At 56.7% G+C, this 26,133-nt stretch carries 25 protein-coding genes and 2 tRNA genes; 22 read left to right on the forward strand and 5 right to left on the reverse strand.

From position 1 onward, the window contains the following. The first annotated feature begins 10 nt into the window (after window positions 1-10). On the forward strand, window positions 11-1,402 hold the full coding sequence (locus AC14IB_RS01120; RefSeq protein ID WP_484230158.1) for an aldehyde dehydrogenase family protein: 1,392 nt from the start codon (window positions 11-13) through the stop codon (window positions 1,400-1,402). A gap of 56 nt (window positions 1,403-1,458) precedes the next feature. On the opposite strand, the gene smpB is transcribed toward AC14IB_RS01120, so the two are convergent. Further along, on the reverse strand, window positions 1,459-1,929 hold the full coding sequence (gene smpB / locus AC14IB_RS01125) for an SsrA-binding protein SmpB (protein WP_068857458.1): 471 nt from the start codon (window positions 1,927-1,929) through the stop codon (window positions 1,459-1,461). An 89-nt stretch (window positions 1,930-2,018) separates the two neighbouring features. Here smpB and AC14IB_RS01130 point away from each other — a divergent pair, with 89 nt between their 5' ends. Together AC14IB_RS01130 and AC14IB_RS01135 are read left to right on the forward strand one after the other, a co-directional pair. Then, window positions 2,019-3,167 (forward strand): hypothetical protein, encoded by a 1,149-nt coding sequence (locus tag AC14IB_RS01130; protein ID WP_484230159.1) that lies wholly within the window; start codon window positions 2,019-2,021, stop codon window positions 3,165-3,167. Then, window positions 3,167-3,472 (forward strand): RnfH family protein, encoded by a 306-nt coding sequence (locus AC14IB_RS01135; RefSeq protein WP_484230160.1) that lies wholly within the window; start codon window positions 3,167-3,169, stop codon window positions 3,470-3,472. The genes AC14IB_RS01130 and AC14IB_RS01135 overlap by 1 nt, the downstream gene beginning before the upstream one ends. On the opposite strand, the gene AC14IB_RS01140 is transcribed toward AC14IB_RS01135, so the two are convergent. Then, a complete protein-coding gene (locus tag AC14IB_RS01140; RefSeq protein WP_484230161.1) occupies window positions 3,469-4,005 on the reverse strand; it encodes an outer membrane protein assembly factor BamE in 537 nt (178 codons plus the stop codon). The two genes, AC14IB_RS01135 and AC14IB_RS01140, sit on opposite strands and share 4 nt — an antisense overlap. Window positions 4,006-4,139: 134 nt before the next feature. Between AC14IB_RS01140 and fur the strand changes: the two genes are divergently transcribed. Next, complete coding sequence (fur, locus tag AC14IB_RS01145) at window positions 4,140-4,574, forward strand: ferric iron uptake transcriptional regulator (protein WP_484230162.1); 435 nt, start codon at window positions 4,140-4,142, stop codon at window positions 4,572-4,574. 25 nt (window positions 4,575-4,599) lie between these two features. Here fur and recN read toward each other — a convergent pair whose 3' ends face one another. Next, the gene (gene recN / locus AC14IB_RS01150) at window positions 4,600-6,255 is read right to left on the reverse strand and encodes a DNA repair protein RecN (RefSeq protein ID WP_484230163.1); all 1,656 of its coding nucleotides are present in this window, start codon (window positions 6,253-6,255) and stop codon (window positions 4,600-4,602) included. Window positions 6,256-6,442: 187 nt separating this feature from the next. On the opposite strand from recN, the gene grpE reads away from it, so the two are divergent. The 7 genes from grpE to greA all read left to right on the forward strand — a co-directional run bounded on the left by grpE (window position 6,443) and on the right by greA (window position 16,098). Next, window positions 6,443-6,991 (forward strand): nucleotide exchange factor GrpE, encoded by a 549-nt coding sequence (gene grpE, locus AC14IB_RS01155; RefSeq protein WP_484230164.1) that lies wholly within the window; start codon window positions 6,443-6,445, stop codon window positions 6,989-6,991. 95 nt (window positions 6,992-7,086) lie between these two features. Beyond that, on the forward strand, window positions 7,087-9,024 hold the full coding sequence (gene dnaK, locus AC14IB_RS01160) for a molecular chaperone DnaK (protein WP_484230165.1): 1,938 nt from the start codon (window positions 7,087-7,089) through the stop codon (window positions 9,022-9,024). Window positions 9,025-9,142: 118 nt separating this feature from the next. Continuing rightward, window positions 9,143-10,273 (forward strand): molecular chaperone DnaJ, encoded by a 1,131-nt coding sequence (gene dnaJ / locus AC14IB_RS01165; RefSeq protein WP_484230166.1) that lies wholly within the window; start codon window positions 9,143-9,145, stop codon window positions 10,271-10,273. Beyond that, the gene (dapB, locus tag AC14IB_RS01170; RefSeq protein WP_484230167.1) at window positions 10,270-11,073 is read left to right on the forward strand and encodes a 4-hydroxy-tetrahydrodipicolinate reductase; all 804 of its coding nucleotides are present in this window, start codon (window positions 10,270-10,272) and stop codon (window positions 11,071-11,073) included. The genes dnaJ and dapB overlap by 4 nt, the downstream gene beginning before the upstream one ends. A 184-nt stretch (window positions 11,074-11,257) precedes the next feature. Then, window positions 11,258-12,400 (forward strand): glutamine-hydrolyzing carbamoyl-phosphate synthase small subunit, encoded by a 1,143-nt coding sequence (gene carA / locus AC14IB_RS01175; RefSeq protein WP_484230168.1) that lies wholly within the window; start codon window positions 11,258-11,260, stop codon window positions 12,398-12,400. Window positions 12,401-12,403: 3 nt separating this feature from the next. Then, window positions 12,404-15,622, forward strand: a complete 3,219-nt coding sequence (carB, locus tag AC14IB_RS01180; RefSeq protein ID WP_484230169.1) for a carbamoyl-phosphate synthase large subunit — start codon at window positions 12,404-12,406, stop codon at window positions 15,620-15,622. Continuing rightward, complete coding sequence (gene greA / locus AC14IB_RS01185; protein ID WP_068857443.1) at window positions 15,622-16,098, forward strand: transcription elongation factor GreA; 477 nt, start codon at window positions 15,622-15,624, stop codon at window positions 16,096-16,098. The genes carB and greA overlap by 1 nt, the downstream gene beginning before the upstream one ends. 42 nt (window positions 16,099-16,140) lie before the next feature. Here greA and AC14IB_RS01190 read toward each other — a convergent pair whose 3' ends face one another. Further along, the gene (locus AC14IB_RS01190; RefSeq protein ID WP_484230170.1) at window positions 16,141-16,539 is read right to left on the reverse strand and encodes a hypothetical protein; all 399 of its coding nucleotides are present in this window, start codon (window positions 16,537-16,539) and stop codon (window positions 16,141-16,143) included. Between the two features lie 106 nt (window positions 16,540-16,645). On the opposite strand from AC14IB_RS01190, the gene AC14IB_RS01195 reads away from it, so the two are divergent. Then, on the forward strand, window positions 16,646-17,113 hold the full coding sequence (locus tag AC14IB_RS01195; protein ID WP_484230171.1) for an Mpo1 family 2-hydroxy fatty acid dioxygenase: 468 nt from the start codon (window positions 16,646-16,648) through the stop codon (window positions 17,111-17,113). A gap of 13 nt (window positions 17,114-17,126) precedes the next feature. Here the strand turns inward: AC14IB_RS01195 and yhbY are convergent, their stop codons facing one another. After that, a complete protein-coding gene (gene yhbY / locus AC14IB_RS01200; RefSeq protein ID WP_484230172.1) occupies window positions 17,127-17,438 on the reverse strand; it encodes a ribosome assembly RNA-binding protein YhbY in 312 nt (103 codons plus the stop codon). Window positions 17,439-17,591: 153 nt separating this feature from the next. Here yhbY and rlmE point away from each other — a divergent pair, with 153 nt between their 5' ends. The 10 genes from rlmE to nusA all read left to right on the forward strand — a co-directional run bounded on the left by rlmE (window position 17,592) and on the right by nusA (window position 26,110). Continuing rightward, entirely contained in the window at window positions 17,592-18,233 is a 642-nt protein-coding gene (rlmE, locus tag AC14IB_RS01205; protein ID WP_484230173.1) for a 23S rRNA (uridine(2552)-2'-O)-methyltransferase RlmE, read from the forward strand. Between the two features lie 28 nt (window positions 18,234-18,261). Then, window positions 18,262-20,187, forward strand: a complete 1,926-nt coding sequence (gene ftsH / locus AC14IB_RS01210; RefSeq protein WP_484230174.1) for an ATP-dependent zinc metalloprotease FtsH — start codon at window positions 18,262-18,264, stop codon at window positions 20,185-20,187. 66 nt (window positions 20,188-20,253) lie between these two features. Further along, window positions 20,254-21,102 carry a dihydropteroate synthase gene (gene folP / locus AC14IB_RS01215; RefSeq protein ID WP_484230175.1) on the forward strand — a complete coding sequence of 283 codons (849 nt, stop codon included), beginning with the start codon at window positions 20,254-20,256 and terminating at the stop codon, window positions 21,100-21,102. Continuing rightward, a complete protein-coding gene (gene glmM, locus AC14IB_RS01220) occupies window positions 21,099-22,433 on the forward strand; it encodes a phosphoglucosamine mutase (RefSeq protein ID WP_484230176.1) in 1,335 nt (444 codons plus the stop codon). The genes folP and glmM overlap by 4 nt, the downstream gene beginning before the upstream one ends. A 61-nt stretch (window positions 22,434-22,494) precedes the next feature. After that, a complete protein-coding gene (gene tpiA / locus AC14IB_RS01225) occupies window positions 22,495-23,253 on the forward strand; it encodes a triose-phosphate isomerase (protein WP_484230177.1) in 759 nt (252 codons plus the stop codon). A gap of 12 nt (window positions 23,254-23,265) precedes the next feature. Then, on the forward strand, window positions 23,266-23,622 hold the full coding sequence (gene secG, locus AC14IB_RS01230; protein ID WP_484230178.1) for a preprotein translocase subunit SecG: 357 nt from the start codon (window positions 23,266-23,268) through the stop codon (window positions 23,620-23,622). 65 nt (window positions 23,623-23,687) lie between these two features. After that, window positions 23,688-23,772, forward strand: a tRNA-Leu gene (locus AC14IB_RS01235). Window positions 23,773-23,883: 111 nt separating this feature from the next. Then, window positions 23,884-23,960 (forward strand) — tRNA-Met (locus AC14IB_RS01240). A 186-nt stretch (window positions 23,961-24,146) separates the two neighbouring features. Further along, on the forward strand, window positions 24,147-24,608 hold the full coding sequence (gene rimP, locus AC14IB_RS01245) for a ribosome maturation factor RimP (protein ID WP_484230217.1): 462 nt from the start codon (window positions 24,147-24,149) through the stop codon (window positions 24,606-24,608). 29 nt (window positions 24,609-24,637) lie between these two features. Beyond that, the gene (gene nusA / locus AC14IB_RS01250; protein ID WP_484230179.1) at window positions 24,638-26,110 is read left to right on the forward strand and encodes a transcription termination factor NusA; all 1,473 of its coding nucleotides are present in this window, start codon (window positions 24,638-24,640) and stop codon (window positions 26,108-26,110) included. The last annotated feature ends 23 nt before the right edge of the window (window positions 26,111-26,133 follow it).

Here is a 26,133-nt window from a genome sequence, read left to right on the forward strand (position 1 = left end):
AGAACCTGATATGACCACGATCCAACAAGCCTTTGATGCCCAGCGTGACACCGCTCTGCGCCTACGCCAATCAACACTGGCCGAGCGCAAAGCGAAAATCCTGAAACTGCGTGACGCCATGCTCAAGTATCAAGAAGAAATCGTGCAGGCAGGTTGGGCCGACTTCCGCAAGCCAGCGGCTGAAGTGGATCTCACCGAGGTGCTGCCGGTCGTGGCCGAGGCTAATGATGCACTGCGTAATCTCAAGTCTTGGATGAAGCCTCAGGGCGTCTGGCCATCGCGCATGATGATGGGCACCAAGGGTTATATTCAGTACGAGCCCAAGGGTCGCTGCCTGATCGTGTCGCCGTGGAACTATCCGGTGAACCTCAGCCTCGGCCCGCTGGTCTCCGCCATTGCTGCCGGTAACACTGCCATCATTAAACCATCGGAGATGACTCCGCATGCGGCGGCCATCATCAGCAAGATCGTGCGTGAGGTGTTCGATCCCAGCGAAGTCACTGTGATTGAGGGCGATGCCCCTGTTGCGCAGGCGCTGCTGGAACTGCCTTTCGATCACATCTTCTTCACCGGTTCGCCGGCCATCGGCAAGGTCGTCATGGCGGCGGCAGCTAAGCACCTGACCAGCGTCACGCTGGAATTGGGCGGCAAGTCACCGACCATCGTGGATGAAACAGCGGACATTGAGCTGGCGGCGAAAAACATCCTCTGGGCCAAGTTCACCAATAATGGCCAGACCTGTATCGCCCCCGACCATATTTATGTGCATGAAAAGGTGCGTGGCGCTTTCGTCGATGCCTGTGCGCGTGTACTCAAGGATGTCTACGGCGCCAACCCGCAAGCCAGTGATTCGCTGGCACGCGTCGTCAACTCGCGTCATACCAGTCGTATTGGGGCCTTGCTGGAAGATGCGGTGGCGCGTGGGGCAAAAGTGCTGGCTGGCGGCCAGACGGATATGGGCGACAGCTATATCGCCCCGACCTTGCTCGGCGATATCCCGGCCGATGCCCTAATCATGCGCGAGGAGATTTTCGGGCCGTTGTTGCCGGTAATTTCATTCACCAATCTGGATGAGGTGATTGCGCGCATCAACGCCGATGCCAAACCGCTGGCGTTGTATGTCTGGAGTCGTAACGAAGCCAACATCAAGCGTGTCATGCAGCAAACCACCTCCGGCGGTGCTTGCATCAACCATTGTGTGGTGCAGTTCCTGCACGGCAATCTGCCGTTCGGCGGCGTCAACAACTCCGGTATAGGCAGTGCTCACGGCCATCACGGCTTTAAGACCTTCTCGCATGAGCGCGCTGTGGTTCGTACCCGCATTATGCTGGCGAAAATGTTCTTCCCGCCCTACACGCCGTTCACGCGCAAGCTAATTTCGATCTTCCTAAAGACGGTCTAGACACGGGTCCGCCTGCCCCGCTCGCATCTTAGCGAGTGGGGCAGGCATGGTGTCACTTAGCCTTTGTCTCTCATGATGCGGCCCTTCTCGCGAGCCCAGTCACGATTCTTTTCGGCATCGCGTTTGTCATGCAGCTGCTTGCCTTTCACCACAGCGATTTCGAGCTTGGCGCGGCCGCCGCTCCAATACATCGACAGCGGCACGCAGGTGTGGCCCTTCTGCTGAATATCGCCAATGAGGTTGTTAATTTCCCGACGATTGAGCAGCAGTTTACGCGTCCGTGTGGGGTCAGCAACAACATGGGTTGATGCCGCCAACAGCGGTGTGATGTGAATGCCTATGACCCATGCTTCGTTATTCTTCAGCAGAATGTAGGCATCGGTGAGGTTGCACTTGCCCGCGCGAAGTGACTTCACTTCCCAGCCGAGCAGACAAAGTCCCGCCTCGAACTTTTCTTCAATAAAAAACTCGTGACGGGCACGTCGATTTTGCGCGATGGTCGCAGGGGATGTTTTAGGCTTACTCATGGCGCAGGATTATAGGCGCATTGACGCGCTTGTATACGCGTCAAGCAGTGCCGACAATAGCGATCATTTCACTTTCAGGATTAACCGGAATGCGTGCGACGAATGAATCGCCAGCTTGGCAGCGTAGTGGGCAATTAGTCGCGCTGATGCTGGCATTGAGTATTGTGTTTGTGCCACTGCAAGGCGCTTCGTGGCTCTTAGTCTTAGTTGGATTTTTGCTGGCGGGTCTGCCCTTGCTGCTCGCCGAGCAGGCACTGGCGGTGCGCGCCAAGCAAGCCTCCATTGCCGGCATGCAGATACTCACTCGCGAGTCAGATGCGCCGCGCTACTGGCGCGCCTTGGCCTATAACAACCTCGCACTCAGCGTGGCCCTGAGTGCGTTATTGGCAGTGGCCAGCGGCTTGTTAGCCACACAGGCCATTCAGACACTTTGGCAGCCTGTGACGGCCACCTTGGGTTTGGCCTCTTCTGCAGTGCCAGCGGGTGGCGCACTGTGGCCGGTGATGACCTTAGTGTCAGTTCTCATCGCCTTGGGCCGCAGTTTCCGTACTGTGCCCATGGTGCTCTGGCTGGTGGTTTTTGCCGCACTGATCGCTTTGTTGCTGGCGCAAATGTTGCAACACCAAACCTTGCCGCTCACCACGGACTTGCCCATGTTGATGGGTTTGACGCAAGCAGAAGGTACGCGTGCCAGTCTCCTCGCTGGTGCACTGATGGGGGCGGCGGGTATAGGTGCAGCCGCCGCGTTGCGCGCGCAGTACGGCGCAATGAGCTCCATTGCCGCACGCTGGGGATTTGCGCTGGTCTTGGTCTTAGGTTTTCTGGCGCTTCATCACGGTAACTGGTGTGCCGTAGCGGCCCTGCTGGGCGTCACTGTCACGCAATTAGCGTTAAGTGCGAGTCTTGCGCCTGCATTTGCTGAGGCCAATGCCCGTCAGTTGCCGGCACTGGCTGCACCCGTGCTGGTAATTATTCCCGTGACCTTGTTGGCGGAGTCTATTTGGTTGTTTAGTCGTGGCGATACGTTGGCCGTACTCAGTCAGTATTTGGCCTATGCCGTGGCGTTAAATCTGTTGGTGTTGTCGCTCTACACGGGCTGGGTCATGAAGATGAGCCATCTGCGTAAGGCGGTGAATTTGCCGTCCGAGTTGCTCTACAACGTGTTGCGCATTGCCTTGCGTTGGTTGGCGCCCGTTACGCTGCTGCTGGCCGTAGCTTACGCACAGGCTTGGCTTTAATGCGCATTGAAGTCGCTTACGCCCGCCCGGATCGTCAGTTTCTGCTCGAAATGGAGCTGCCGGAAGGTGCCACGCTGAGTGATGCGGTGACGGCAGCCAAGTTGCATGAGCAATGCCCTGAGCTATCAACAGATGGACTAACGGTAGGCGTGTGGGGGCAAGTCGAGAAGTCGCCCGAAAGCCGTGCGTTGAAAGAGGGTGATCGCGTAGAAATTTATCGTGCGCTGACCATCGACCCCATGGCTGCTCGCAAGGCGCGTGCTGACAAAGTGCGTCAGCAGCGCGCCAAAGCCGGCAGTATTTAGGGCTGGATTTCTGGTGGCAGTGTAACGTCCGAGCCTGGCTTAACGGTGGTTTCTGCAGGGCGAGTATCGGCCGGAGTGATTTTGTTCTGTTCTTGGCTGGCTTGCTCGCGAACCGTCGTGTCATTCGCACGCACGGCGCTATCTTGGCTGCCGGGCAGTGAAGTATTTTTTACAGGCAAGTCGCCCGCAAGCTCCGTGCGTAACACCACGCCATCGGCAAAAAATACGCTAAAACGACGGTGCGGCACGGGGCTCAGCTTGCTTTCTTTGGCATAGGTGCCAGGAATGAAGCGATAGGTGTAATCCCACCGGCTGGGATTAAGGGTGTCGGTAATCAGCGGCGTGCCCAGAACATAGCGAACCTGCGCAGGCGTCATTCCCGCCTTAATCTGATCGGCCTGTTCTTTCGTGACGGTTTGACCTTGCACGATGTCGATACGGTAGGCGGTAAACAGATTTTTGCAGCCGCTGGTGGCGAGTGTTGCGGTGGCAACAGTCGCCAGCATTACGGCAGTCATTAGCTTTCGTTGCATGGGCCGACGGCTCCTTAGTCAAATTAGGTGTCAATGTTCGGTCAGAATCGATCTGAAATACCGGAGGCGAGTGGTAATGCCATCCTCGGTCGCGTCGCGCTATCATACGGCATCACCCGCTCAGAGATGAATTCATGTCGATCAGCAATAACGAATTGCGCAAAGCAGGTCTCAAGATTACCTTGCCTCGTGTGCGAATCCTTGAATTGCTCGAGAGTTCGCCCGTTCATCACCTCAGTGCTGAAGATGTTTATAAGGCCTTGCTTGCTGCTGGTGAGGATGTGGGTTTGGCCACTGTCTATCGTGTCCTAACGCAGTTTGAGGCGGCGGGCATTGTAGAGCGCCATCATTTTGAGGGTGGCCACTCGGTCTTTGAGTTGAAAGATGATGAGCACCATGACCACATTGTCTGCACCGATTGCGGTCGTGTCTGTGAGTTCCACGACGATGTGATTGAGGCTAGGCAAATCGCCGTGGCGGAGTCGCTGGGTTTTAGTTTGACAGGGCACTCTTTGCATCTTTACGGCAGCTGCTTAAAAGACGGCTGCTCGGGCAAGACCGGCGACTAAGTCGCCAGTCCCTCGTTCTCCACATCTAGGCCTCCAGCATGGTGGCCGCGTGTCGGCGGGTTTCATCGGTAATGGTGATGCCGCCCGACATACGCGCAATTTCTTCGATACGCTGCTCATGCGAAAGCGCCACCACAGTGCTGTGGGTATTGCCGTCACTAACGCGTTTCTCTACCCGTAAATGCTGATGCCCTCGGGCCGCGACTTGGGGTTGATGCGTAATGCTAAAGACCTGAGCGTGCTCGCCCAAAGCGCGTAGTAATCGACCAACCACTTCAGCAATGCCCCCGCCAATCCCCACATCGACTTCATCAAAGACCATGACCGGGACGGGCGAATGGCGTGCGTGCACGACTTGAATGGCGAGCGAGAGTCGCGATAACTCACCGCCCGAGGCCACTTTTGCCAATGGCCGGAGCGGCTGACCCGGGTTGGCACTGAACAGAAACTCAATGTCATCAAGCCCATGGAGATTGGGTTTGGCCAGCGCGGTCAGTGTTAACTCGAGGCGTGCATTGCCAAGGCCGAGACCATGAAGGAAGGCTTGAATTTCGTCACAAAAAGCCACGGCAGCCGTTTGACGCTGCTGACGCAAGGCGGAGGCATTATGCATAAACGCCTGTTCGGCTTCGCGGGCGTCTTGTGCCAGTTGCGCTAAATCTTGTGCCTCGCGTAGCGACTGGCACTCCGCGTGAAGTTGCTCGGCCACGTGCACAAGCTCTTGCGGCGTGACGCGATGTTTACGTGCCAGCTGATGGCAATGACTCAGGCGCTGTTCCAGTTGTTCGAGCTCGCCGGGGCTGGCGTCTAAATCGTCGAGAAAGTGGCGTAAGCCGGGGCTGGCTTCCTCTAACTGAATCAGCGCACCCTGCAAAAGCTCGACCGCGCTGCCGAGTGCGGGCGCACGATGAATGTGGCTTTCCAGGGTTTTAATGGCGCGTTGCAAGAGTCGTGCAGCCGTGTCGCCATCGCCCTCGGTCATGAGCGTGAGGGCCAATTCGCCGTCTTGCTGAAGACTGCCGAGGTGCGCCAAGGTGTCATGCCGCTGCTCTATGCTTTCGTATTCGCCCGCGCTGAGACCGAGCTGATCCAGCTCCTTTAATAGGTGCTCAACAATCTCCAGGCGCGCACTTTGGGCCGCGCCGGCGCTCTCGGCTTGTTTCAGCTTGTCGCTAGCCGTTTGCCAGTGGCGGAACTGCGCAGCCGTTTCCTTCGCCAGTTCGGTGAGGTTGGCGTAGCTATCGAGCATGTGGCGATGGCTGTCTTTACGCAACAGAGTCTGGTGTTCGTGCTGGCTGTGTATATCAATGAGTAGTTCGCCGATGTCGCGTAGATCGCCGAGCGTGGCGGGGCGGCCATTAATATAGGCGCGTGAGCGACCGTCTCGGGTAAAGGTGCGACGCAGCGTGCATTCTTCGCCTTCATCCAGCTCGCGAGCGAGCAACCATGACATGGCGGCGGGTAGGTGGCCGACGATAAAGAGCGCGCTGACATCGGCACGTTCAGCGCCGCTACGCACAACTCCGCCATCGGCGCGATCGCCTAAACAGAGACCTAGCGCATCCATGAGAATGGATTTACCTGCACCGGTTTCACCCGTAATCACCGAAAAGCCACGGGAAAACTCCAGCTCCAAGTTTTCAACAATAGCGAATTGACTGATTTTGAGCAGGCTCAGCATGGCGACGTTCCACAAATGACATGGCCTAATCATAGGTCAGGCGGGCGTGCTGCGCGACGCACTGTGGAGGAGTTTTTTTGGCCTCTCTGCATTCGACTGAAAATTCACCCTTGAAATTCATGGCGGCAATCTCCACTAGTGCAACATGGCTATAAATGATGCCGTTTGCGCATGAGGAGATTAAGAAATGACTGATTCCAGCCAAGAGCAGGGTGTTGAGCCAACGCAAGAGCCGGTCCAAGCGGCGGTAGATGCAGTGATTGAGGCAGCACCTGCGGTGGATTTAGCGGCGCGCGTCGCCGAACTTGAAGGCTTGTTGAGAGACCAGCAGCTGCGCTCGCAAGCCGAAATCCAAAACATTCAGCGTCGTGCAGAGCGTGATGTTACCCATGCGCACAAATTTGCGCTGGAGAAATTTGCCGGCAGCCTGCTGGAAGTGGTTGATAACCTCGAGCGCGCTCTGGGCTCCGTGCCCTCTGAAGAGCCGGCGGTAAAGGCGCTGCAGGAAGGCGTCAGCCTCACCCATAAATTATTCAGTGACACCCTGAAGCGATTTGCGGTGGAAGCAGTGGACCCGCTGGGCGCGCCTTTCGATCCTGAACAGCATCAAGCGGTATCCATGCAGCCTTCAGCAACGGCTGAGCCAAATACCGTAACCGCCGTCTTCCAGAAGGGCTACACCTTGTCGGGTCGCTTATTGCGTCCGGCCATGGTGGTTGTGGCCACGGCGGGCTAAGCATTCGTTTTCGGATGCGCCCTTGAAATGGACGCATCCACCCACATATCAAAAGCAAGCGGTTAAATAACCAGCGCAATTTATTGGAGAGCATCATGGGCAGAATTATTGGCATCGACCTCGGCACCACCAACAGCTGCGTCGCCATCCTCGAAGGTGACAAGGTCAAGGTCATCGAAAACTCGGAAGGCGCACGCACCACGCCGTCCATCGTCGCCTACACCGACAATGAAGTGCTGGTCGGTGCCGGCGCCAAGCGCCAGGCCGTGACCAACCCGAAGAACACGCTGTTCGCGGTGAAGCGCCTGATCGGCCGCAAGTTCAAGGACGACGTGGTCCAGAAAGATATCAAGATGGTGCCCTACAGTATCGTGGCCGCCGACAACGGCGATGCCTGGGTGGATGTGAAGGGCGACCGCAAGGCGCCACCGCAGATCTCCGCCGAAGTGCTGAAGAAGATGAAGAAGACCGCCGAGGACTACCTGGGCGAGCCGGTCACCGAAGCCGTCATCACCGTGCCGGCCTATTTCAACGACAGCCAGCGCCAGGCCACCAAGGATGCCGGCAAGATCGCCGGTCTGGACGTGAAGCGCATCATCAACGAGCCGACCGCAGCTGCGCTGGCCTTCGGCATGGACAAGAAGGAAGGCGACCGCAAGATCGCCGTCTATGACCTCGGTGGCGGCACCTTCGACGTGTCCATCATCGAGATTGCCGAAGTCGACGGTGAGCACCAGTTCGAAGTGCTGTCCACCAACGGCGACACCTTCCTAGGCGGCGAAGACTTCGACCTGCGCCTGATCGACTATCTTGCCGACGAGTTCAAGAAGGATTCGGGCATCGACCTGCACAACGATCCGCTGGCCCTGCAGCGTCTCAAGGAAGCTGCTGAGAAGGCGAAGATCGAGCTGTCGTCGTCCACGCAGACCGAAGTCAATCTGCCCTACATCACCGCCGATGCCACCGGCCCCAAGCACCTCAACGTCAAGGTCACCCGCGCCAAGCTGGAGGCCCTGGTCGAGGATCTGGTCGCCCGCACCATCGAGCCCTGCCGTGTGGCCTTGAACGATGCTGGCCTGAAAATTTCCGATATCGGCGACGTCATTATGGTGGGTGGTCAGACCCGTATGCCACTGGTACTGGAGCGTGTAAAAGCGTTCTTCGGTCAGGAGCCACGTCGTGACGTGAACCCAGATGAAGCCGTGGCCATTGGCGCTGCCTTCCAAGGTGCGGTGCTGTCCGGCGATGTGAAAGACGTATTGTTGCTCGACGTGACACCGCTGTCCCTCGGCATCGAAACCATGGGCGGCGTCATGACGGTGCTCATCGAAAAGAACACCACCATCCCGACCAAGAAGCAGCAGGTGTTCTCCACCGCTGACGACAACCAGTCGGCGGTGACCATCCACGTGCTGCAGGGCGAGCGCAAGCAGGCCGCGCAGAACAAGTCGCTAGGTCGCTTCGACCTCGCCGACATCCCGCCGGCGCCGCGCGGCATGCCGCAGATCGAGGTGACCTTCGACATCGACGCCAACGGCATTCTTAATGTCGGTGCCAAAGACAAGGCTACCGGCAAGGCGCAGAGCATCATCATCAAGGCCAATTCCGGCCTGACCGATGCCGAAATCGAGCAGATGGTGCGTGACGCTGAAGCCAACGCCGAAGAAGACAAGAAGTTCTCCGAGCTGGTCGACGCCCGCAACCAGGCTGATCAGCTGGTGCATGCCACCAAGAAAACACTGACGGATCTCGGTGACAAGGCTACGGCTGAAGAGAAGGCAGCGGTCGAAGCCGAGATCGTCAAGGTCGAAGAGGCCATCAAGGCCAACGACAAGGACCAGATCGACGCGGCGGTTGAAGCGCTCAGCAACGCTTCCATGCCGCTGATGCAGAAGCTCTACGCCGATCAGGCTCAGGCTGGCGGTGCCGAAGGTGCGCAGTTCACGGACGCTGCTGCCGGTGCCGGTCAGGCTAAGCAGGACGACGGAGCCGTGGATGCCGAGTTCGAAGAAGTGAAAGACGACAAGAAGTAAGTCTTTCAGCGACTTCACGATGCAAACGCGGGGACTTCCCCGCGTTTGCGCATCCAATCTTTGTAAATAGCAACGATTGCAAACCAGCTGAAACGGGCGCGCTGCCCCAGGGGTCAACATGGCCAAGCGTGATTTTTACGAAGTCCTCGGTGTCGCTAAAAACGCCACCGACGACGAAATGAAGAAGGCGTATCGCCGACTTGCAATGAAGTATCACCCGGACCGTAATCCGGACAATAAAGAAGCGGAAGAGAAGTTCAAGGAGGCCAACGAGGCCTACGAGATGCTCACCAACGCCGACAAGCGCGCCGCTTACGACCGTTACGGCCATGCCGGTGTCGACCCTAATATGGGTGGCGGCGGTGGTGCTGGCGGCGCGGGCTTTGGCGATATTTTTGGCGACGTCTTCGGCGATATTTTCGGCGGCGGTGGTCGTGGTGGTCAGCAACGCAGCAATCGCGGCGCTGACCTCGGCTACACCATTGAGCTGGATTTGGAAGAAGCGGTGCGTGGCACCAAAGCGCAGATTCGCGTGCCGACCATGGTCGAGTGCGAGCCTTGCGATGGCTCCGGTGCGAAGAAGGGTACCAGCGCAACGCAATGCCGTACCTGTAATGGCAGCGGCCAAGTGCGCGTGCAGCAGGGCTTCTTTGTCATGAGTCAGACCTGCCCGACCTGCCATGGTCGCGGTAAAGTGATTCCAAGTCCGTGCTCCAGCTGTCATGGCGAAGGTCGCGTGCGTAAGCAGAAGACGCTGGAAGTGAAGATTCCGGCGGGTGTGGATACGGGTGATCGCATTCGCTTAACCGGTGAAGGCGAGGCCGGTGCTCACGGCGGGCCAGCAGGCGACCTGTATGTGCAGGTGTCGGTGCGCGATCACCGCATCTTTAAGCGTGATGGTGCGGATCTGTATTGTGAAGTGCCCATTGATTTCACCGTGGCCGCACTCGGGGGCGAAATTGAAGTGCCCACGCTCGATGGTCGCGTGAAATTACGCATTCCGGATGGCACCCAGACTGGCAAGTTGTTCCGCCTCAAGGGTAAGGGTGTGAAGCCGATTCGTTCGCATGCGCCGGGTGATATGCTCTGCCGCATCGTCATCGAAACACCGGTGCACTTGACCGCCAAGCAGAAAGACCTGCTCAAGGATTTCCAGGCATCGCTCGATGGCGAAGACCGTAAGCAATCGCCGAACAAGGAATCGTTCCTGAGCGGCGTGCGTAAATTCTTTGACGAGATGACGAAATGACGCGAATCGCTGTCTGTGGCGCCGGTGGGCGCATGGGTCGTGCCCTGATAGCTGCTGTACATGCGGCCGAGGATGCGACGCTGACCGCTGCCGTCGAGCGCGCTGAGTCGTCGCTGATTGGTGCCGATGCCGGTGAGCTGGCCGGCATCGGTCGCCTCGGCGTGACGCTGGCGGGCAGCCTGGCGGAGGTCATTGACCAGTTTGATGTGGTTATCGACTTCACCGCACCGGCAGCCACTGTTGCGCATCTGGCGCTGTGCCAGGCCCACGGCAAGGCCATCGTCATCGGTACTACCGGCCTCAATGACGAACAGAAGCAGCAAGTCAGTGCAGCGGCTGCGCAAGTGCCGGTGGTCTACTCCGGCAACTACTCCGTGGGTGTTAACGTCAGCCTCAAGCTGCTCGAAATGGCCGCCAAGACTTTTGGCGACACGGTCGATATCGATGTGCTGGAAGCGCATCACCGGCACAAGGTCGATGCCCCATCCGGCACGGCGCTGATGATGGGCGAGGCCGTTGCTGGCGCGCTCGGCCGAGATCTCAAGGATGTCGCCGTCTATGCTCGCGAAGGCCACACCGGCCCGCGTGAGCGTCAGCAGATCGGCTTCCAGACCCTGCGCGGCGGCGATACCGTGGGCGATCACACCGTGTTCTTTTTCGGTGAAGGCGAGCGCGTTGAGATTCGTCATGTCGCCACCAATCGCGCTAACTTCGCCGTTGGTGCCGTACGTGCCGCGCTGTGGGCGGCGGCAAAAGCGCCGGCTCTGTACGATATGCGCGATGTGCTTAACCTAAAGTAAGCATGCATGGGGGTGTGTACCTGCAGTCAGGGTTGGACAGCGGGGCCACTTCCGCGTAAAATCGCCGCTCAAATCGTGCCTGTGCGCAACACTGCTGAAATAGGCAGCCTAAAGCGAGAAGGAGTTCCTCTTCCTCGCTTTTTTTGCGCGCACGCCTAGCCCATTACTCTGCTCGGAGGTCGGTTTGAGCCAGCCAGCCATTCTCGCTCTGGAAGACGGTAGCGTTTTTCGGGGTCGTTCCATCGGTGCCGCAGGGCAATCCAGCGGTGAGGTCGTTTTCAATACGGCCATGACCGGTTATCAAGAAATTCTTACTGATCCTTCGTATTGCCAACAGATGGTCACGCTGACCTACCCGCACATCGGCAACACCGGGACTAACCCAGAAGATGTTGAGTCGACTCAAGTCTGGGCTGCTGGCCTGATCATCCGTGATCTTCCGCTGTTGGCCAGCAACTGGCGAATGACTGAGACCTTATCGGATTACCTCGTGCGCAACGGCGTGACCGCCATTGCCGATATCGATACGCGTCGCCTGACGCGAATTCTGCGTGAAAAGGGTGCTCAGAATGGCGCCATCATCGCCGGGCCGGCCGCTGCTGCCGAAGGTGCTGTCGAGGCTGCGCTCGCTGCCGCCCGCGCCTTTCCGGGTCTGAAGGGCGCCGATCTCGCCAAGGTGGTTTCGGTCACGGACAAGTATGAGTGGACCGAAGGCAGCTGGACCCTGGACAAGGGCTATGTCACGCCAACGGCCGCCCCTCAGTTCAAGGTTGTCGCCTATGACTTCGGCGTCAAGCACAACATCCTGCGCTTGCTGGCGGATCGCGGCTGCGAAGTGACCGTGGTGCCTGCGCAAACGTCGGCAGCCGATGTGCTGGCGATGAGCCCGGACGGTATTTTCCTGTCTAACGGCCCTGGTGACCCCGCACCGTGTGATTACGCCATTGCCGCCATTGCCGAGTTCCTGAACACCGATATTCCGGTTTTCGGTATCTGCCTTGGCCATCAACTGTTGGCACTGGCTTCCGGCGCCCAGACTCTAAAGATGAAATTCGGTCACCACGGTGCCAACCACCCGGTTCAAGATATCGACTCCGGTCGCGTCATGATCACCAGTCAGAACCATGGTTTCGCGGTCGATGAAGCCTCGCTGCCAGCAAACCTGCGCGTTACCCACAAGTCGCTGTTCGATGGCTCGCTGCAGGGTATTCATCGCACCGATAAGCCCGCGTTCAGCTTCCAGGGTCACCCCGAAGCCAGCCCCGGCCCGAACGATGCGCAACCACTGTTCGACCATTTCATTGAATTGATGCAGGCCCGGAAATAAGTCATGCCAAAGCGTTCTGATATTCAAAGCATTCTCATCATCGGCGCTGGCCCCATCGTCATCGGCCAGGCCTGCGAGTTCGACTACTCCGGTGCCCAGGCCTGTAAGGCGCTGCGCGAAGAGGGCTACCGCGTCATCCTGGTGAACTCGAATCCCGCCACCATCATGACCGACCCGTCCATGGCCGACTCGACCTACATCGAGCCGATCACCTGGCAGACCGTGGCACAAATCATCGAGAAAGAGCGTCCGGATGCGCTGTTACCGACCATGGGCGGCCAGACTGCGCTGAACTGCGCGTTGGCGCTGGATAAGGAAGGCGTGCTCGCCAAGTTCAATGTTGAGCTGATCGGTGCTTCGAAAGAGGCCATCCGCATGGCCGAAGACCGTCGCTTGTTCGACCAGGCCATGCGTCGCATCGGTCTCGAGTGCCCGCGAGCCGGCATTGCTAACACCATGGAAGAGGCCTTTGCGGTTCTGGAAACCACCGGTTTCCCGTCCATCATTCGTCCGTCCTTCACCATGGGCGGCTCGGGCGGTGGCATCGCTTACAACCGTGAAGAGTTCATCGAAATCTGTGAGCGTGGTTTTGATCTGTCACCGACGCACGAGCTGCTGATCGATGAGTCGCTGATCGGCTGGAAAGAGTACGAGATGGAAGTCGTGCGCGACCGCAATGACAACTGCATCATCGTCTGCGCCATCGAAAACTTCGACGCCATGGGCGTGCATACCGGCGACTCGATTACCGTCGCGCCGGCGCAGACCCTGACCGACAAAGAATACCAAATCATGCGCGACGCCTCGTGCGCCGTGCTGCGTGAGATCGGTGTAGAGACCGGCGGTTCCAACGTACAGTTTGGTATTAGCCCGAAAGACGGTCGCATGGTCATCATCGAGATGAACCCGCGTGTATCGCGCTCGTCCGCGCTGGCCTCCAAGGCCACGGGTTTCCCGATTGCCAAAGTTGCCGCCAAGCTCGCCGTCGGCTACACGCTCGATGAACTCAAGAACGACATCACCGGCGGTCGCACGCCAGCCTCGTTCGAGCCGTCCATCGATTACGTTGTTACCAAGATTCCGCGCTTCAACTTCGAGAAGTTCCCACAGGCCGAGCCGCGTCTGACCACGCAGATGAAGTCGGTCGGTGAAGTCATGGCCATTGGCCGTACCTTCCAAGAGTCGTTGCAGAAAGCGCTGCGCGGCCTGGAAGTCGGAGTTGACGGTTTCACACCCAAACTGGATCTGAGTGATGCCGAGGCTGAAGCCAAGCTCCGTAACGAGCTGTCGAATCCGGGGCCGGATCGTATTTGGTACATCGGTGATGCCTTCCGTATGGGTCTAGGCTTGGATGAAGTCTATCGCCTGACTGGCGTAGACAAGTGGTTCCTGGTGCAAATCGAAGACCTGATTAAGTCAGAAGCTGACGTGGCCCGTATCGGCTTTGCTGGCCTGGACTACGACACGATGTGGGGCTTGAAGCGTAAAGGCTTTTCCGACGGCCGCCTGGCCAGTTTGATTGGTGTGTCCGAGAAAGAGCTGCGCACGCGCCGCTGGAGCCTGGGTATCCGTCCGGTCTACAAACGTGTTGACACCTGCGCGGCTGAGTTCGCCACCAGCACCGCTTATATGTACTCGACCTACGAGGAAGAGTGCGAAGCCAATCCGAGCAGCCGTGACAAGATTATGGTGCTGGGTGGCGGTCCGAACCGCATTGGTCAGGGCATTGAGTTCGACTACTGCTGCGTGCACGCGGCCCTCGCCATGCGCGAAGATGGCTACGAAACCATCATGGTCAACTGCAACCCGGAAACCGTGTCCACCGACTACGACACCTCTGACCGCCTGTTTTTCGAGCCGGTAACGCTGGAAGATGTGCTCGAAATCGCGGCGCTGGAAAAGCCCAAGGGCGTCATCGTGCAGTACGGCGGCCAGACGCCGCTGAAGCTGGCGCGTGCACTTGAAGCGGCCGGTGTGCCCATCATCGGCACCTCGCCGGATGCTATCGACCGTGCCGAAGACCGTGAGCGTTTCCAGCAGATGGTCGAGCGCCTGAACCTGCTGCAGCCACCGAACCGTATCGCGCGTTCGGCTGAAGAGGGCCTGCTGCTGGCCTCGGAAGTCGGCTATCCGCTGGTCGTGCGCCCGAGCTATGTGCTCGGCGGCCGAGCCATGGAAATCGTCTTCAACGATGCCGAGCTAGCGCGCTACCTGCGCGAAGCCGTGCAGGCCTCGAACGAGTCGCCGGTGCTGCTCGACCGCTTCCTCGATGACGCCATCGAAGTCGACGTTGACTGCGTCAGCGATGGCAAGGATGTCGTCATCGGCGGCATCATGCAGCACATCGAACAGGCCGGCATTCACTCTGGTGACTCTGCCTGCTCGCTGCCGCCGTACAACCTCTCGGCCGAGCTGCAAGACATCATGCGCGACCAGACCATTCGCATGGCGCGCGAGCTAGGCGTAGTCGGCCTCATGAACGTGCAGTTCGCGGTCAAGGGTCAGGATGTCTACGTGCTGGAAGTGAACCCGCGTGCCTCGCGCACCGTGCCGTTCGTGTCCAAGTGCATCGGCACTTCGCTGGCCAAGGTCGCTGCGCGCTGCATGGCCGGCATGTCGCTGGCCGATCAGGGCTTCACGAAAGAAATCATCCCGCCGTACTACAGCGTGAAAGAAGCCGTATTCCCGTTTGCCAAATTCCCTGGTGTCGACCCCATCCTTGGCCCAGAAATGAAGTCCACGGGCGAAGTTATGGGCTCCGGCGCCACGTTCGCTGAGGCCTTCCATAAGGCCGTGCTAGGCTCCAACGAACGTCTGCCGAATGGCGGCCGTGTGTTTTTGTCCGTGCGTGATTCGGACAAGGTGCATCTGCCGCGTATCGGTCGTGAATTGGCAGATTTGGGCTTCGAACTGGTTGCCACCAGTGGTACACAGCGAGAGCTGGAAGCGGCTGGCATTGCCTGCCGTCGCATCAACAAGGTCACCGAGGGCCGTCCGCATGTCGTCGACATGCTGAAGAATGGCGAGATCAGCTTCATCATCAACACCACCGAAGGCAAGCAGGCGCAGCAGGACTCGTTCTCGATCCGCCGCAGCGCGCTGCAGGGCAAGGTCTACTACACGACCACGCTCAGCGGTGCGGACGCGGTCTGCCAATCCTTGCGTTCTAAGGATGCGCTGACGGTTCGCCGTCTGCAGGACATGCATGAGGGTATTGCGTAATGCAACGCTATCCGATGACGGTGCAGGGCGCAGAAGCCTTAAAAGCCGAATTGAATAAGCTGAAGGGCACGGATCGCCCCGCGGTTACGGCGGCGATTGCGGAAGCGCGTGCGCACGGCGACTTGAAAGAAAACGCCGAATATCACGCTGCTCGCGAGCAGCAGGGCTTTATTGAAGGGCGTATTCAAGACATTGAAGGCAAGCTCAGTAATGCCCAGATCATCGACATCACACAGATGACCAACAATGGCAAAGTCATTTTTGGTGCAACGGTGGATATTGAGAACGTTGAAACGGGAGAAGCAAAGACATATCAAATCGTTGGTGACGATGAGGCGGACTACAAGATTGGTAAAATCTCTGTGAACTCGCCGATTGCACGCGGTTTGATCGGCAAGGTAGAAGGCGACGCCGTGATGATTGAAACGCCGGGTGGTCGCGTTGAATATGAGGTTATTGCGGTTCGATATGTGTAACTGAGGCCGCAAAAAAAACGCCCTCAAGTGAGGGCGTTTTTTTTAGTCTTTATGACCATTTCCGTGGCCATGGCCATGTCCATTACCAGAATGGCCGCGATCCTTGTGCTTATGTTTGCGGTACTCAGGTACATAGACGTTGTTATACCAGTTGTCCTGTACGAAGTAGACCGGTGTGCCGCAGGCACCATATTGGCGGCAATGTTTGCGCCAGTTCTTTGCATGGCCACGCGGGACATGAAGATACATCGGCTGACGAGCCACTTGAACGGGCTGAATGACCACGGGTTGGCTGTAAATCAAGGCAGGCCTTGAGTACTGATTGCCAATGTCGATTTGGCCATAAAAGCCAGGTTGGCCAATGCTGACAGATACGCCTACATCCGCCGCAAAGAGCGGCGTTGAAGCGAGTAAGATCACAGCAGCGAATAGTTTTTTCATGTTGCTTCTCCGTTAGGTAATTTGACTAACGAAGGTGTGGAGCATTGGTTGACAGTCGGTGAGATACTGCCTAAAAGCATGGCTAACAAAAAAAGAGGATGAACCGATGCGCAGTGAGTCAGAATTTTTGGCCGAGTACGCCAAAAGCCACCGAAACAGAACCAATCAGATCGTCCATATTTTTTGTGTGCCACTCATTTTTTGGGCCACCTTAGGGCTGTTCTGGCTCATTCCACTCGGGCATCTAATTCCGGGTATTCCAGAGGCGTATCATCCTTGGGTCAATGTCGCGACATTGGGCGCATTACCAGTCATGGCGTTTTATATGCGTCTATCTCTCTGGAGTGCAGCCACAGGCCTAATTTGGTTGGCTATTAGCTTTGCGCTCATCGTTTGGATGGAGCAAGCACAGCTGCCCATGTTTGCGATTTTTGTCGCAACGTGGGTGGCAGCTTGGGCCGTGCAGTTCTGGGGGCATAAAGTCGAGGGTGAGAAACCATCATTTGCTGATGATTTGGTTTTTTTGCTCATTGGCCCGTTGTTTGTGCAGCAAAAGCTACAGCGCGGACTGTGATCCGCGTAGAGATTTAGCCTGTTACGCGCAGCAGGTTCGACAACTTAGGGTCGGGCTTGCGAGCCGCGCGGTAAAGCAGCGCCAGCTTCCCAATAATTTGAGCCACTTCGGATTTTGTTGCGTTAGCAATTTCTTCAATCGCAGCCAAGCGAGCGGCGCGGTCTTCACCGCCCACACGGACCTTGATGAGTTCGTGATCTTCAAGGCGAGCATCAATTTCCGCGATGACCGCTTCAGTGAGTCCATTGCCGCCGAGTAGAACCACCGGGTTAAGGTGGTGACCAATTTGGCGAAGTCGTTTTTTTTCAGCGGTAGACAAGCTCACAATAAACCTCAAATGACGCTGGTCCGAGCGCAAATCCAGCCGTAAGCACGGTTTGTCAGGAAATGCGGGCGGGTTTCTGGTAAAAAGGATGCTTAGTTTAGCCTGTTGAGGCGGACGAGTTCGTTTTTTTTGCAGGTTAGCCTGCGGTGAGATATGGCCACAAAGATTACCAACCACAAACTGAGCGGTAGCAGCAAAGTTTGGATGCGTGAACACCTCGATGATCATTACGTTCAGCGTGCCTGGAAAGACGGATATCGCTCGCGAGCCAGTTATAAACTGCTGGAAATTCAAGAGAAAGATAAGCTGATTAAGCCCGGTATGCGGGTTTTGGACTTGGGCTCTGCGCCCGGCGGATGGTGTCAGGTGGCCGGAAAAATCCTCGGTGACCGGGGTTGTGTGGTTGCGACAGACATTCTGCCCATGGATGCTTTGCCTGATGTAACCTTTGTTCAGGGTGATTTTCGTGAAGACAGTGTGCTCGACGAAATTATGGCAGCGTTAGGGGATAAGCCAGTTGACCTTGTAATTTGCGATATGGCCCCCAATATGTCTGGTAATAACTCAGTAGATCAGCCGCGTGCGATGTATCTCTGTGAGTTGGCACTTGATATGGCGGTGCGAGTGCTTAAGCCAAATGGTGCGTTCCTCGTTAAGGTCTTTCAGGGAGAAGGCTATGAGGAGTACCGGCACATGATTCGTCAGCACTTCCCGGTGCTGAAGGCGCGTAAGCCTGATGCCTCTAGAGCGCGTTCACGCGAAGTCTATTTGGTGGCTACGGGTTTTAAGCCCTAATTTTTTTGAGCCTGGGAGGTTCGTGATAATGAATGATATCGCCAAGAACTTAGTGGTTTGGTTGTTGATTGCCGGCGGCCTTATGTTTGCTTTCGGCAATTTCAACAAGGCCAAGCCCGCTCAGGCTATGTCCTATAGCGAATTCCTCGCCGCGGTAGATGCGGGTGAAATTAAGCAGGTTCGTATTACGCCAGACACGATCTCGGGTGATCGCGCCAGTGGTCAGCGTTTCGATGTGGTGCGTCCGCCGATTCAAGATCCTGACCTGATGAATCAATTGCTCAAGCAAAATGTCGCCATCGTGGGCGCGCCAGCTGAGCAGCAGGGCCTAGTGTCGCAGCTCTTGGTAGCCGCTTTCCCCATCCTCTTGATGGTCGGTTTGTTTATGTTCCTGTCCCGCAAGATGGGTGGCGGCATGGGTGGCGGGCCGGGTGGTCGTGGCAATCCGATGTCGTTTGGCAAGTCGCGTGCGCGTCAGCTCAGTGAAGATCAAATCAAGGTCACATTCGCTGATGTGGCGGGGTGCGATGAGGCCAAGGAAGAAGTCAAAGAGGTCGTAGAGTTCCTGCGCGATCCGGGCAAGTTCCAGCAACTCGGCGGACGTATTCCACGTGGCATCCTCATGGCAGGTCAGCCAGGCACGGGTAAAACGCTGCTGGCTAAAGCGATTGCAGGCGAAGCGAAGGTGCCGTTCTTCTCCATTTCTGGCTCAGACTTCGTTGAAATGTTTGTTGGCGTGGGCGCTAGCCGTGTGCGCGACATGTTCGAAGAGGCCAAGAAGCAATCCCCATGCATTATTTTCATCGATGAAATTGACGCAGTGGGTCGTCATCGTGGCGCCGGCATGGGCGGTGGCAACGATGAGCGCGAACAAACCCTGAACCAGTTGCTGGTAGAAATGGATGGCTTCGAGGGCAACGAAGGCGTCATCGTCATTGCTGCTACCAACCGCCCCGATGTGCTGGACTCGGCACTCTTGCGTCCAGGTCGCTTCGATCGCCAGGTTGTTGTGGGTCTGCCGGATATCCGTGGCCGTGAGCAGATTCTGCGGGTGCACATGCGCAAAATTCCGATGGCAGGCGATGTGGATGCATCAACCCTTGCGCGTTCAACGCCGGGCTTCTCGGGCGCTGATTTGGCTAACTTAGTCAATGAAGCGGCCTTGTTCGCTGCACGCAGCGATAGCAAGCAAGTCTGTATGAATGACTTTGAGAAGGCCAAAGACAAAATCATGATGGGCGCTGAGCGCAAATCCATGGTGATGTCGGATAAAGAAAAGCTCAACACGGCCTATCACGAAGCGGGGCATGCCATTGTCGGTCGCTTAACGCCTGAGCATGATCCGGTCTACAAAGTGTCGATTATTCCGCGTGGCCGCGCCTTGGGCGTCACCATGTTCTTGCCCGAGGAAGATCGTTACTCCATTTCCAAGCGCGGGATTGAAGGCAATATTTGTTCATTGTTCGGCGGCCGTATTGCAGAAGAGCTGACACTGGGTGTGGATGGTGTCACCACGGGCGCGAGCAACGACATTCAACGAGCCACTGAGTTGGCGCGCAATATGGTCACCAAGTGGGGCTTATCCGAAAAGCTCGGCCCCTTGCTGTATGAAGAAAATGAAGCCGAAATGTATGGTCGCCCGGGTGCTCGGGGCAATATCTCGACGCAAACGGCGATTGATATTGACGTGGAAATGCGCGCCATCATTGATCGTTGCTATACGCGCTCGAAGCAATTGCTGGTCGACAATCGGGACATCCTCGATGCCATGGCAGCGGCTCTCATGCAGTATGAAACCATTGATTCCGATCAGATCGATGATTTGATGGCGCGCGTACCGGTCCGTACCCCTCGCGGTTGGAGCGACAGCGACAAGTCGGGTGGAAGCCCAACAGTAAGCGCCACTAAAGCGGAGTCTGATGTAGTGGGCGAGCCTGCTGCAGACGCGGTTTAAACGTTAATGTCATGCCCCGTCTGCGCCTTTGTGCAGGCGGGGCATCGTCTTTTCTGAAAGTACAACATGACGATACTCCACTGTGGTTCGCGCACCATTTCCCTGCACACGCCTGTCGTTATGGGCGTGCTCAATGTCACGCCAGACTCCTTTTCGGATGGAGGGCGTTACACGCAGCGTGATGCCGCTTTGCGTCAGGCGGAGGCCATGTTGGCGGAAGGCGCGCACATTATTGATGTCGGTGCTGAAAGCACGCGGCCGGGTGCCAAGCCGGTGACCCTGGCCGAAGAACTGGATCGTTTATTGCCTGTGGTAGAGGCCATTGCCGCGAATGTTGATGTCATTATTTCGGTGGATACCTCAACGCCGCAGGCCATGACAGAGGCTGCGCGCTTAGGTGCGGGACTGATCAATGATGTGCGCGCGCTCAGGCGCGAGGGTGCAATGGCGGCTGCGGCGAGTACGGGCTTGCCCGTCTGTTTAATGCACATGCAGGGCGAGCCAGACGCGATGCAGGTGTCGCCAAGCTATCAGCACGTAGTGGCTGAAGTGAGCGCATTTTTGCACGAGCGTATTGAGGCCTGCCTGCGCGCCGGTATTCGTCGAGAGCAGCTAATTTGCGACCCGGGTTTTGGTTTCGGCAAGAGTCTTGCGCACAATTTACGTTTGTTGGCGCAGTTTGATGAACTTCAAGCGCTGGCCTTGCCGCTATTGGTTGGGGTGTCGCGTAAATCCATGCTGGGTCAGGTATTGAATGGAGCTCCGGTGATGGCGCGACAAGCGGCCGGATTGTCCGCCATGCTCTTGGCGGTTGATCGAGGCGCGCGTATTGTTCGTACCCATGATGTGGCGCCAACCGTTGAGGCATTGATGCTCTGGCAGGCACAAAAAAATTATCAAAAGGATGATGTATGAGCAGAAAGTACTTTGGCACGGATGGTGTTCGCGGCTTAGTGGGGCAGTACCCCATCACTCCAGATTTTGCGTTGAAGTTGGGTTGGGCGGCAGGTCGTGCCATGGCGTCGCAGGGCAACGCATCGGTTGTGGTAGGCAAAGATACACGCTTGTCCGGCTATGTTTTTGAGTCGGCACTGGAGTCGGGATTGTCTGCGGCGGGTGTCAGTGTGCGTTTGCTCGGGCCAATTCCAACGCCAGCAGTGGCACATCTCACGCGCGCCTTCCATGCGAGCGCGGGCATCGTCATTTCGGCTTCGCACAATCCTTATTACGACAATGGCATTAAATTTTTTGGTGCGGATGGTAAAAAACTGCCTGATGCCGTCGAGTTAGACATCGAAGCGTGGATGGATCGGGAGATGGTCATCGATAAGCCCGACCAGCTCGGTAAGGTGATTCGTCAGGAGGATGCTCGAGGTCGATACATCGAGTTCTGTAAGTCGGCCCTGCCATTCAGTATGTCGCTGCAAGGATTGAAGATCGTCGTTGATGGCGCTCATGGCGCCACGTATCAAGTTGGCCCGGCCGTATTCGCAGAGTTGGGCGCAACGGTCATTAAGCATGCTTGCGAGCCCGATGGTTTGAACATTAACCATGAAGTAGGTTCCACGCACCCTGAGGGGTTGCAGGCGCGGGTTCTAGCCGAAAAAGCCGATCTTGGGATTGCCTTTGATGGCGACGGCGATCGCATTGTTATGGTGGATCATCAAGGCACCCTGGTAGATGGCGATGAGCTGATTTACTTGATTGCTAGGGAGCGACTGCGCGCTGGCAAAGTGGTGGGCGGCGTGGTTGGCACACTGATGAGCAACTTCGGCATGGAGAAAGCAATCCAAGCCCTAGGCTTAGAGTTTGTTCGCGCTAATGTCGGAGATCGCTATGTTATGGCGGCATTGGAGAGTCGCGGTTGGACGCTCGGCGGCGAGGCATCGGGTCACATAGTGTGTTTGGATAAGGCCACCACCGGCGATGCCATTGTGGCTGCCTTGCAAGTATTGGCCGCGATGATCGGCAGCGGTAGGTCGCTTGCGGAACTCAAGGCGGGTATGACTAAGTACCCGCAAGTGCTTATTAATGTGCGCTTGGCGGAGAAAATCGATATCAAAACAGTGCCAGCTATTCAAAAAGCCGTGGCCTTGGCTGAAGAGAAACTGGCAGATCAAGGGCGAGTGCTCTTGCGTGCGTCTGGCACGGAGCCACTGATTCGCGTCATGGTGGAGGGTGCTGATGCGGCTTTGGTGCAAGAATTAGCCGAAGAGTTGGCAGAAGTCGTTCGCAACTGCTTGTAAGCCTGCGAGAGCTTCGCTAGTATTGCCGACCTCGCGAGGCCGGCCTGCCAAGGAGTTAGATATGCGTCGCCCCTGGGTCGCTGGCAATTGGAAAATGAACGGATCGCAAGCTCAGGCTCAGGCGCTATTGAGCGAGTTGAGCGAGCTCCGTGAATTGAGCGAAATCGATGTGTGTCTAGTGCCGCCTGCACCGTATTGGTTGCAGATTAATGATGCCGTTAAAGGCGGCTCATTACGGGTGCTGGCGCAAACGGTTTCAGAGTATGACTCTGGGGCTTACACCGGCGAATTATCGTCGGCGATGTTGAAAGACTGTGGTGTGTCGGGTGCGCTGGTTGGGCACTCTGAGCGTCGTCAGTTGTATGCTGAAAATGATTATGTCGTGGCCGCAAAATTTAAGGCACTACGGCAAGCCGGGCTGAGTCCAGTGTTGTGTGTGGGCGAAACGCTCGCTGAGCGAGAAGCTGGCGAAACATTGTCGGTGGTGTCGCGGCAGTTGCTGGCCGTGCTGGAGTCGCAAGGTCCAGAAGCATTAGCGAATGCAGTGCTGGCTTACGAGCCGGTCTGGGCAATTGGTACGGGCTTAACGGCCTCTCCGATTCAGGCGCAAGCGGTACATGTCTCGTTAAGGGCAGTTGTTGCCGCCTTTGATGCAGATTGTGCGGCAGCGCTGAGAATTGTGTATGGCGGTAGTGTTAAGGCATCGAATGCGCAAGGTTTGTTTGCGATGCCAGATATAGATGGTGCATTGGTTGGTGGGGCATCCCTACAGGCCACAGAATTTTTAGCGATTTGCCGGGCTGCCCAGCAAGCGCTTTAACAGGGTAAGAAGATGGAAACGCTGGTTCTGGCCGTACACATATTGGTGGCAGTTGTCATGATTGCACTCATTTTGTTGCAACAGGGCAAGGGTGCCGAAATGGGCGCATCGTTTGGCTCTGGTGCTTCCGGTACGGTCTTTGGTAGCGCAGGTTCGGCAGGGTTCTTAACCAAGCTGACTGCAGGTTTGGCGCTGGTGTTTTTCCTGACCAGTTTGGGTTTGGCTGTTTATGCCAAGCAGAATGCGGCAAAAGCGGGGGCGTTTTTCCCTGCAGCAGCGGCGCCTCAGTCGGCTCTGCCTGTGCTGCCTGAATCTGCCGTTGCGCCCGTTGCACCGTTGAATGCTGATCTGCCAACGTCCTCAAAATAAGCGTTGGAAGTTCGATAGGGGCGAAAGCCTCAAAAAAGCCCGGAGGCGGGTTTAAACACCGACATGCGGAAGTGGTGAAATTGGTATACACGCAGCCTTGAGGTGGCTGTGCCTAACGGCGTGGGGGTTCAAGTCCCCCCTTCCGCACCAATTTAAAGCTTGTTTTGGCATCAGTCCCAAATGAGTCGTAAATACCGGCATCGCCGGTGGCGAAAAGGTTTGACAAGTCCGTGTCAGATCCGTACAGTTCGCAACCTCTGATGCGGGGTGGAGCAGTCAGGTAGCTCGTCGGGCTCATAACCCGAAGGTCGTTGGTTCAAATCCAGCCCCCGCTACCACATTCGGACTTTGTAAAAAAGCCCACGCTTAAGTGGGCTTTTTTATGGGTCCTGCGGCAGGTATCTTCGGGTGCTGTGGCTGCCGATACCGTGGGCGATTCGCCCACTTTTTGTTTCTGGCGTTTGGGTTTTGCGAAGTGTCTTCGCGACGCGAGCGCATGACGGGGGAGAGGGGCCGACATGGCAATCTCGAAGAAAGTCGAAGATCTAACAACGTTGCTCGAGCCAGCGGTAGCGGCTTGTGGTTTCGAGTTGTGGGGTCTTGAGTTTTTTCAGCAGGGAAAACATTCCGTGCTGCGTCTTTTTATTGAAACCGAACGCGAGGAAGGTGTTGGCATTGATGACTGCTCGACGGTGAGCCATCAGGTCAGTGGTGTGCTCGATGTTGAAGATCCCATCAGTGGTGAGTACACCCTGGAAGTATCTTCACCAGGCTGGGATCGTGCACTGTTCAAGCCGGCGCATTACATTCGTTTCATCGGTGAAGAAGTAAACGTGCGGTTGACGGCGCCTATTCAAGGTCGTCGCCGTTTTAAGGGCCATATTCAGGCGGCAGATGAAGTGCAGCTGTCGTTGCAAGTGGAGGGTGTGCTGGTGCAGATTCCTTTCGTGAGCATCGACAAAGCCAACATCGTGCCTAATTTCTGACAAGAACAAATGATCACGCAGGTCGAATCATGAGCAAAGAAATCCTGTTGGTAGTGGACTCCGTCAGCAACGAGAAAGGTGTTGCGCGCGAAGTCATTTTCGAGGCTTTGGAGCAGGCGCTGGTTGCTGCCACCAAGAAGCGTTTTGACACCGACGAAATCAATATTCGCGTCGTGATCGATCGCCGCACGGGTGAGTATTCGACTTTCCGTTTCTGGGAGGTCGTTGCCGATGAAGACCACGAAATTCCTGCGATGCAGCTGGCAATTAGTGATGTCGAAGAAAAGGGCTTGAAGCTCGGTGATATCGTTGAGGAGTCTGTTCCTTCCATTGAGTTTGGTCGTATCGCGGCGCAAACAGCCAAGCAAGTCATTGTGCAGAAAGTGCGTGAGGCTGAGCGTGCGCTCGTGGTTGACGCTTACCGTGATCGCATTGGCGAGATTCTCTCGGGTACGGTCAAGAAAAGTACACGTGATGGCATGATTGTTGACCTCGGAGCAAACGCTGAAGCCTATTTGGCCAAAGAAGAGATGCTGCCGCGCGAAAACTTCCGCATGGGGGATCGCGTGCGTGCCGTGCTCTATGCTGTGAATAGCGAAGGCCGTGGTGCTCAGCTTTTGTTGTCTCGTGCCAGCCCTGAAATGCTGATTGAATTATTCCGCATTGAGGTGCCGGAAATTGGCGAAGAAATTATCGCCATCCGTGCTGCGGCGCGTGATCCGGGCGTGCGCGCCAAGTTGGCTGTGAAGAGCAACGATCACCGCATTGATCCGCAGGGCGCATGTATTGGTATGCGCGGTTCGCGCGTGCAAGCCGTATCGGGTGAGCTCGGTGGTGAGCGTGTCGATATCGTGCTTTGGGATGATAACCCTGCACAGTTCGTGATTAACGCGCTGCAGCCAGCTGAAGTGTCCTCGATCATTGTTGACGAAGACAGCCACAGCATGGACGTTGCCGTTGAGGAAGATCAGCTTGCCATGGCCATTGGTCGCGGTGGCCAGAACGTACGCTTGGCGTCGGACCTGACCGGCTGGCGTTTGAACGTGATGACCGTTGCTGATGCGCAAACCAAGCAAGAAACCGAAGCCCAGAAGTTCGTTGATTGTTTTGTGGCTGACCTGGGTGTGGATGACGATATCGCCGGCATTCTCGTTAATGAAGGCTTCACCACGCTCGAAGAAGTGGCCTACGTGCCTCTGGAAGAGTTGCTGGCCATTGAAGATTTTGATGAAGACCTGGTAGAGGCGCTGCGTCAGCGCGCCAAAGACGCACTGCTGACCAAGGCGCTGGTGTCGGAAGAAGGTGCGAAAGAGCCTGCTGACGATCTGCTGGCAATGGAAGGGATGGAGCGCAAGCTGGCATTTGCTTTGGCTGCTCGCGGCATCGTGACCATGGAAGACCTGGCTGAACAAGCCATTGATGATATTGCTGATATCGAAGGCATTACGCCTGAGTCGGCAGCCCAATTGATCATGAAGGCGCGTGAGCCCTGGTTCAACTGAACCTTGGCCACCTCTTTTGCAAC

This window comes from Perlucidibaca sp. (assembly GCF_057084925.1).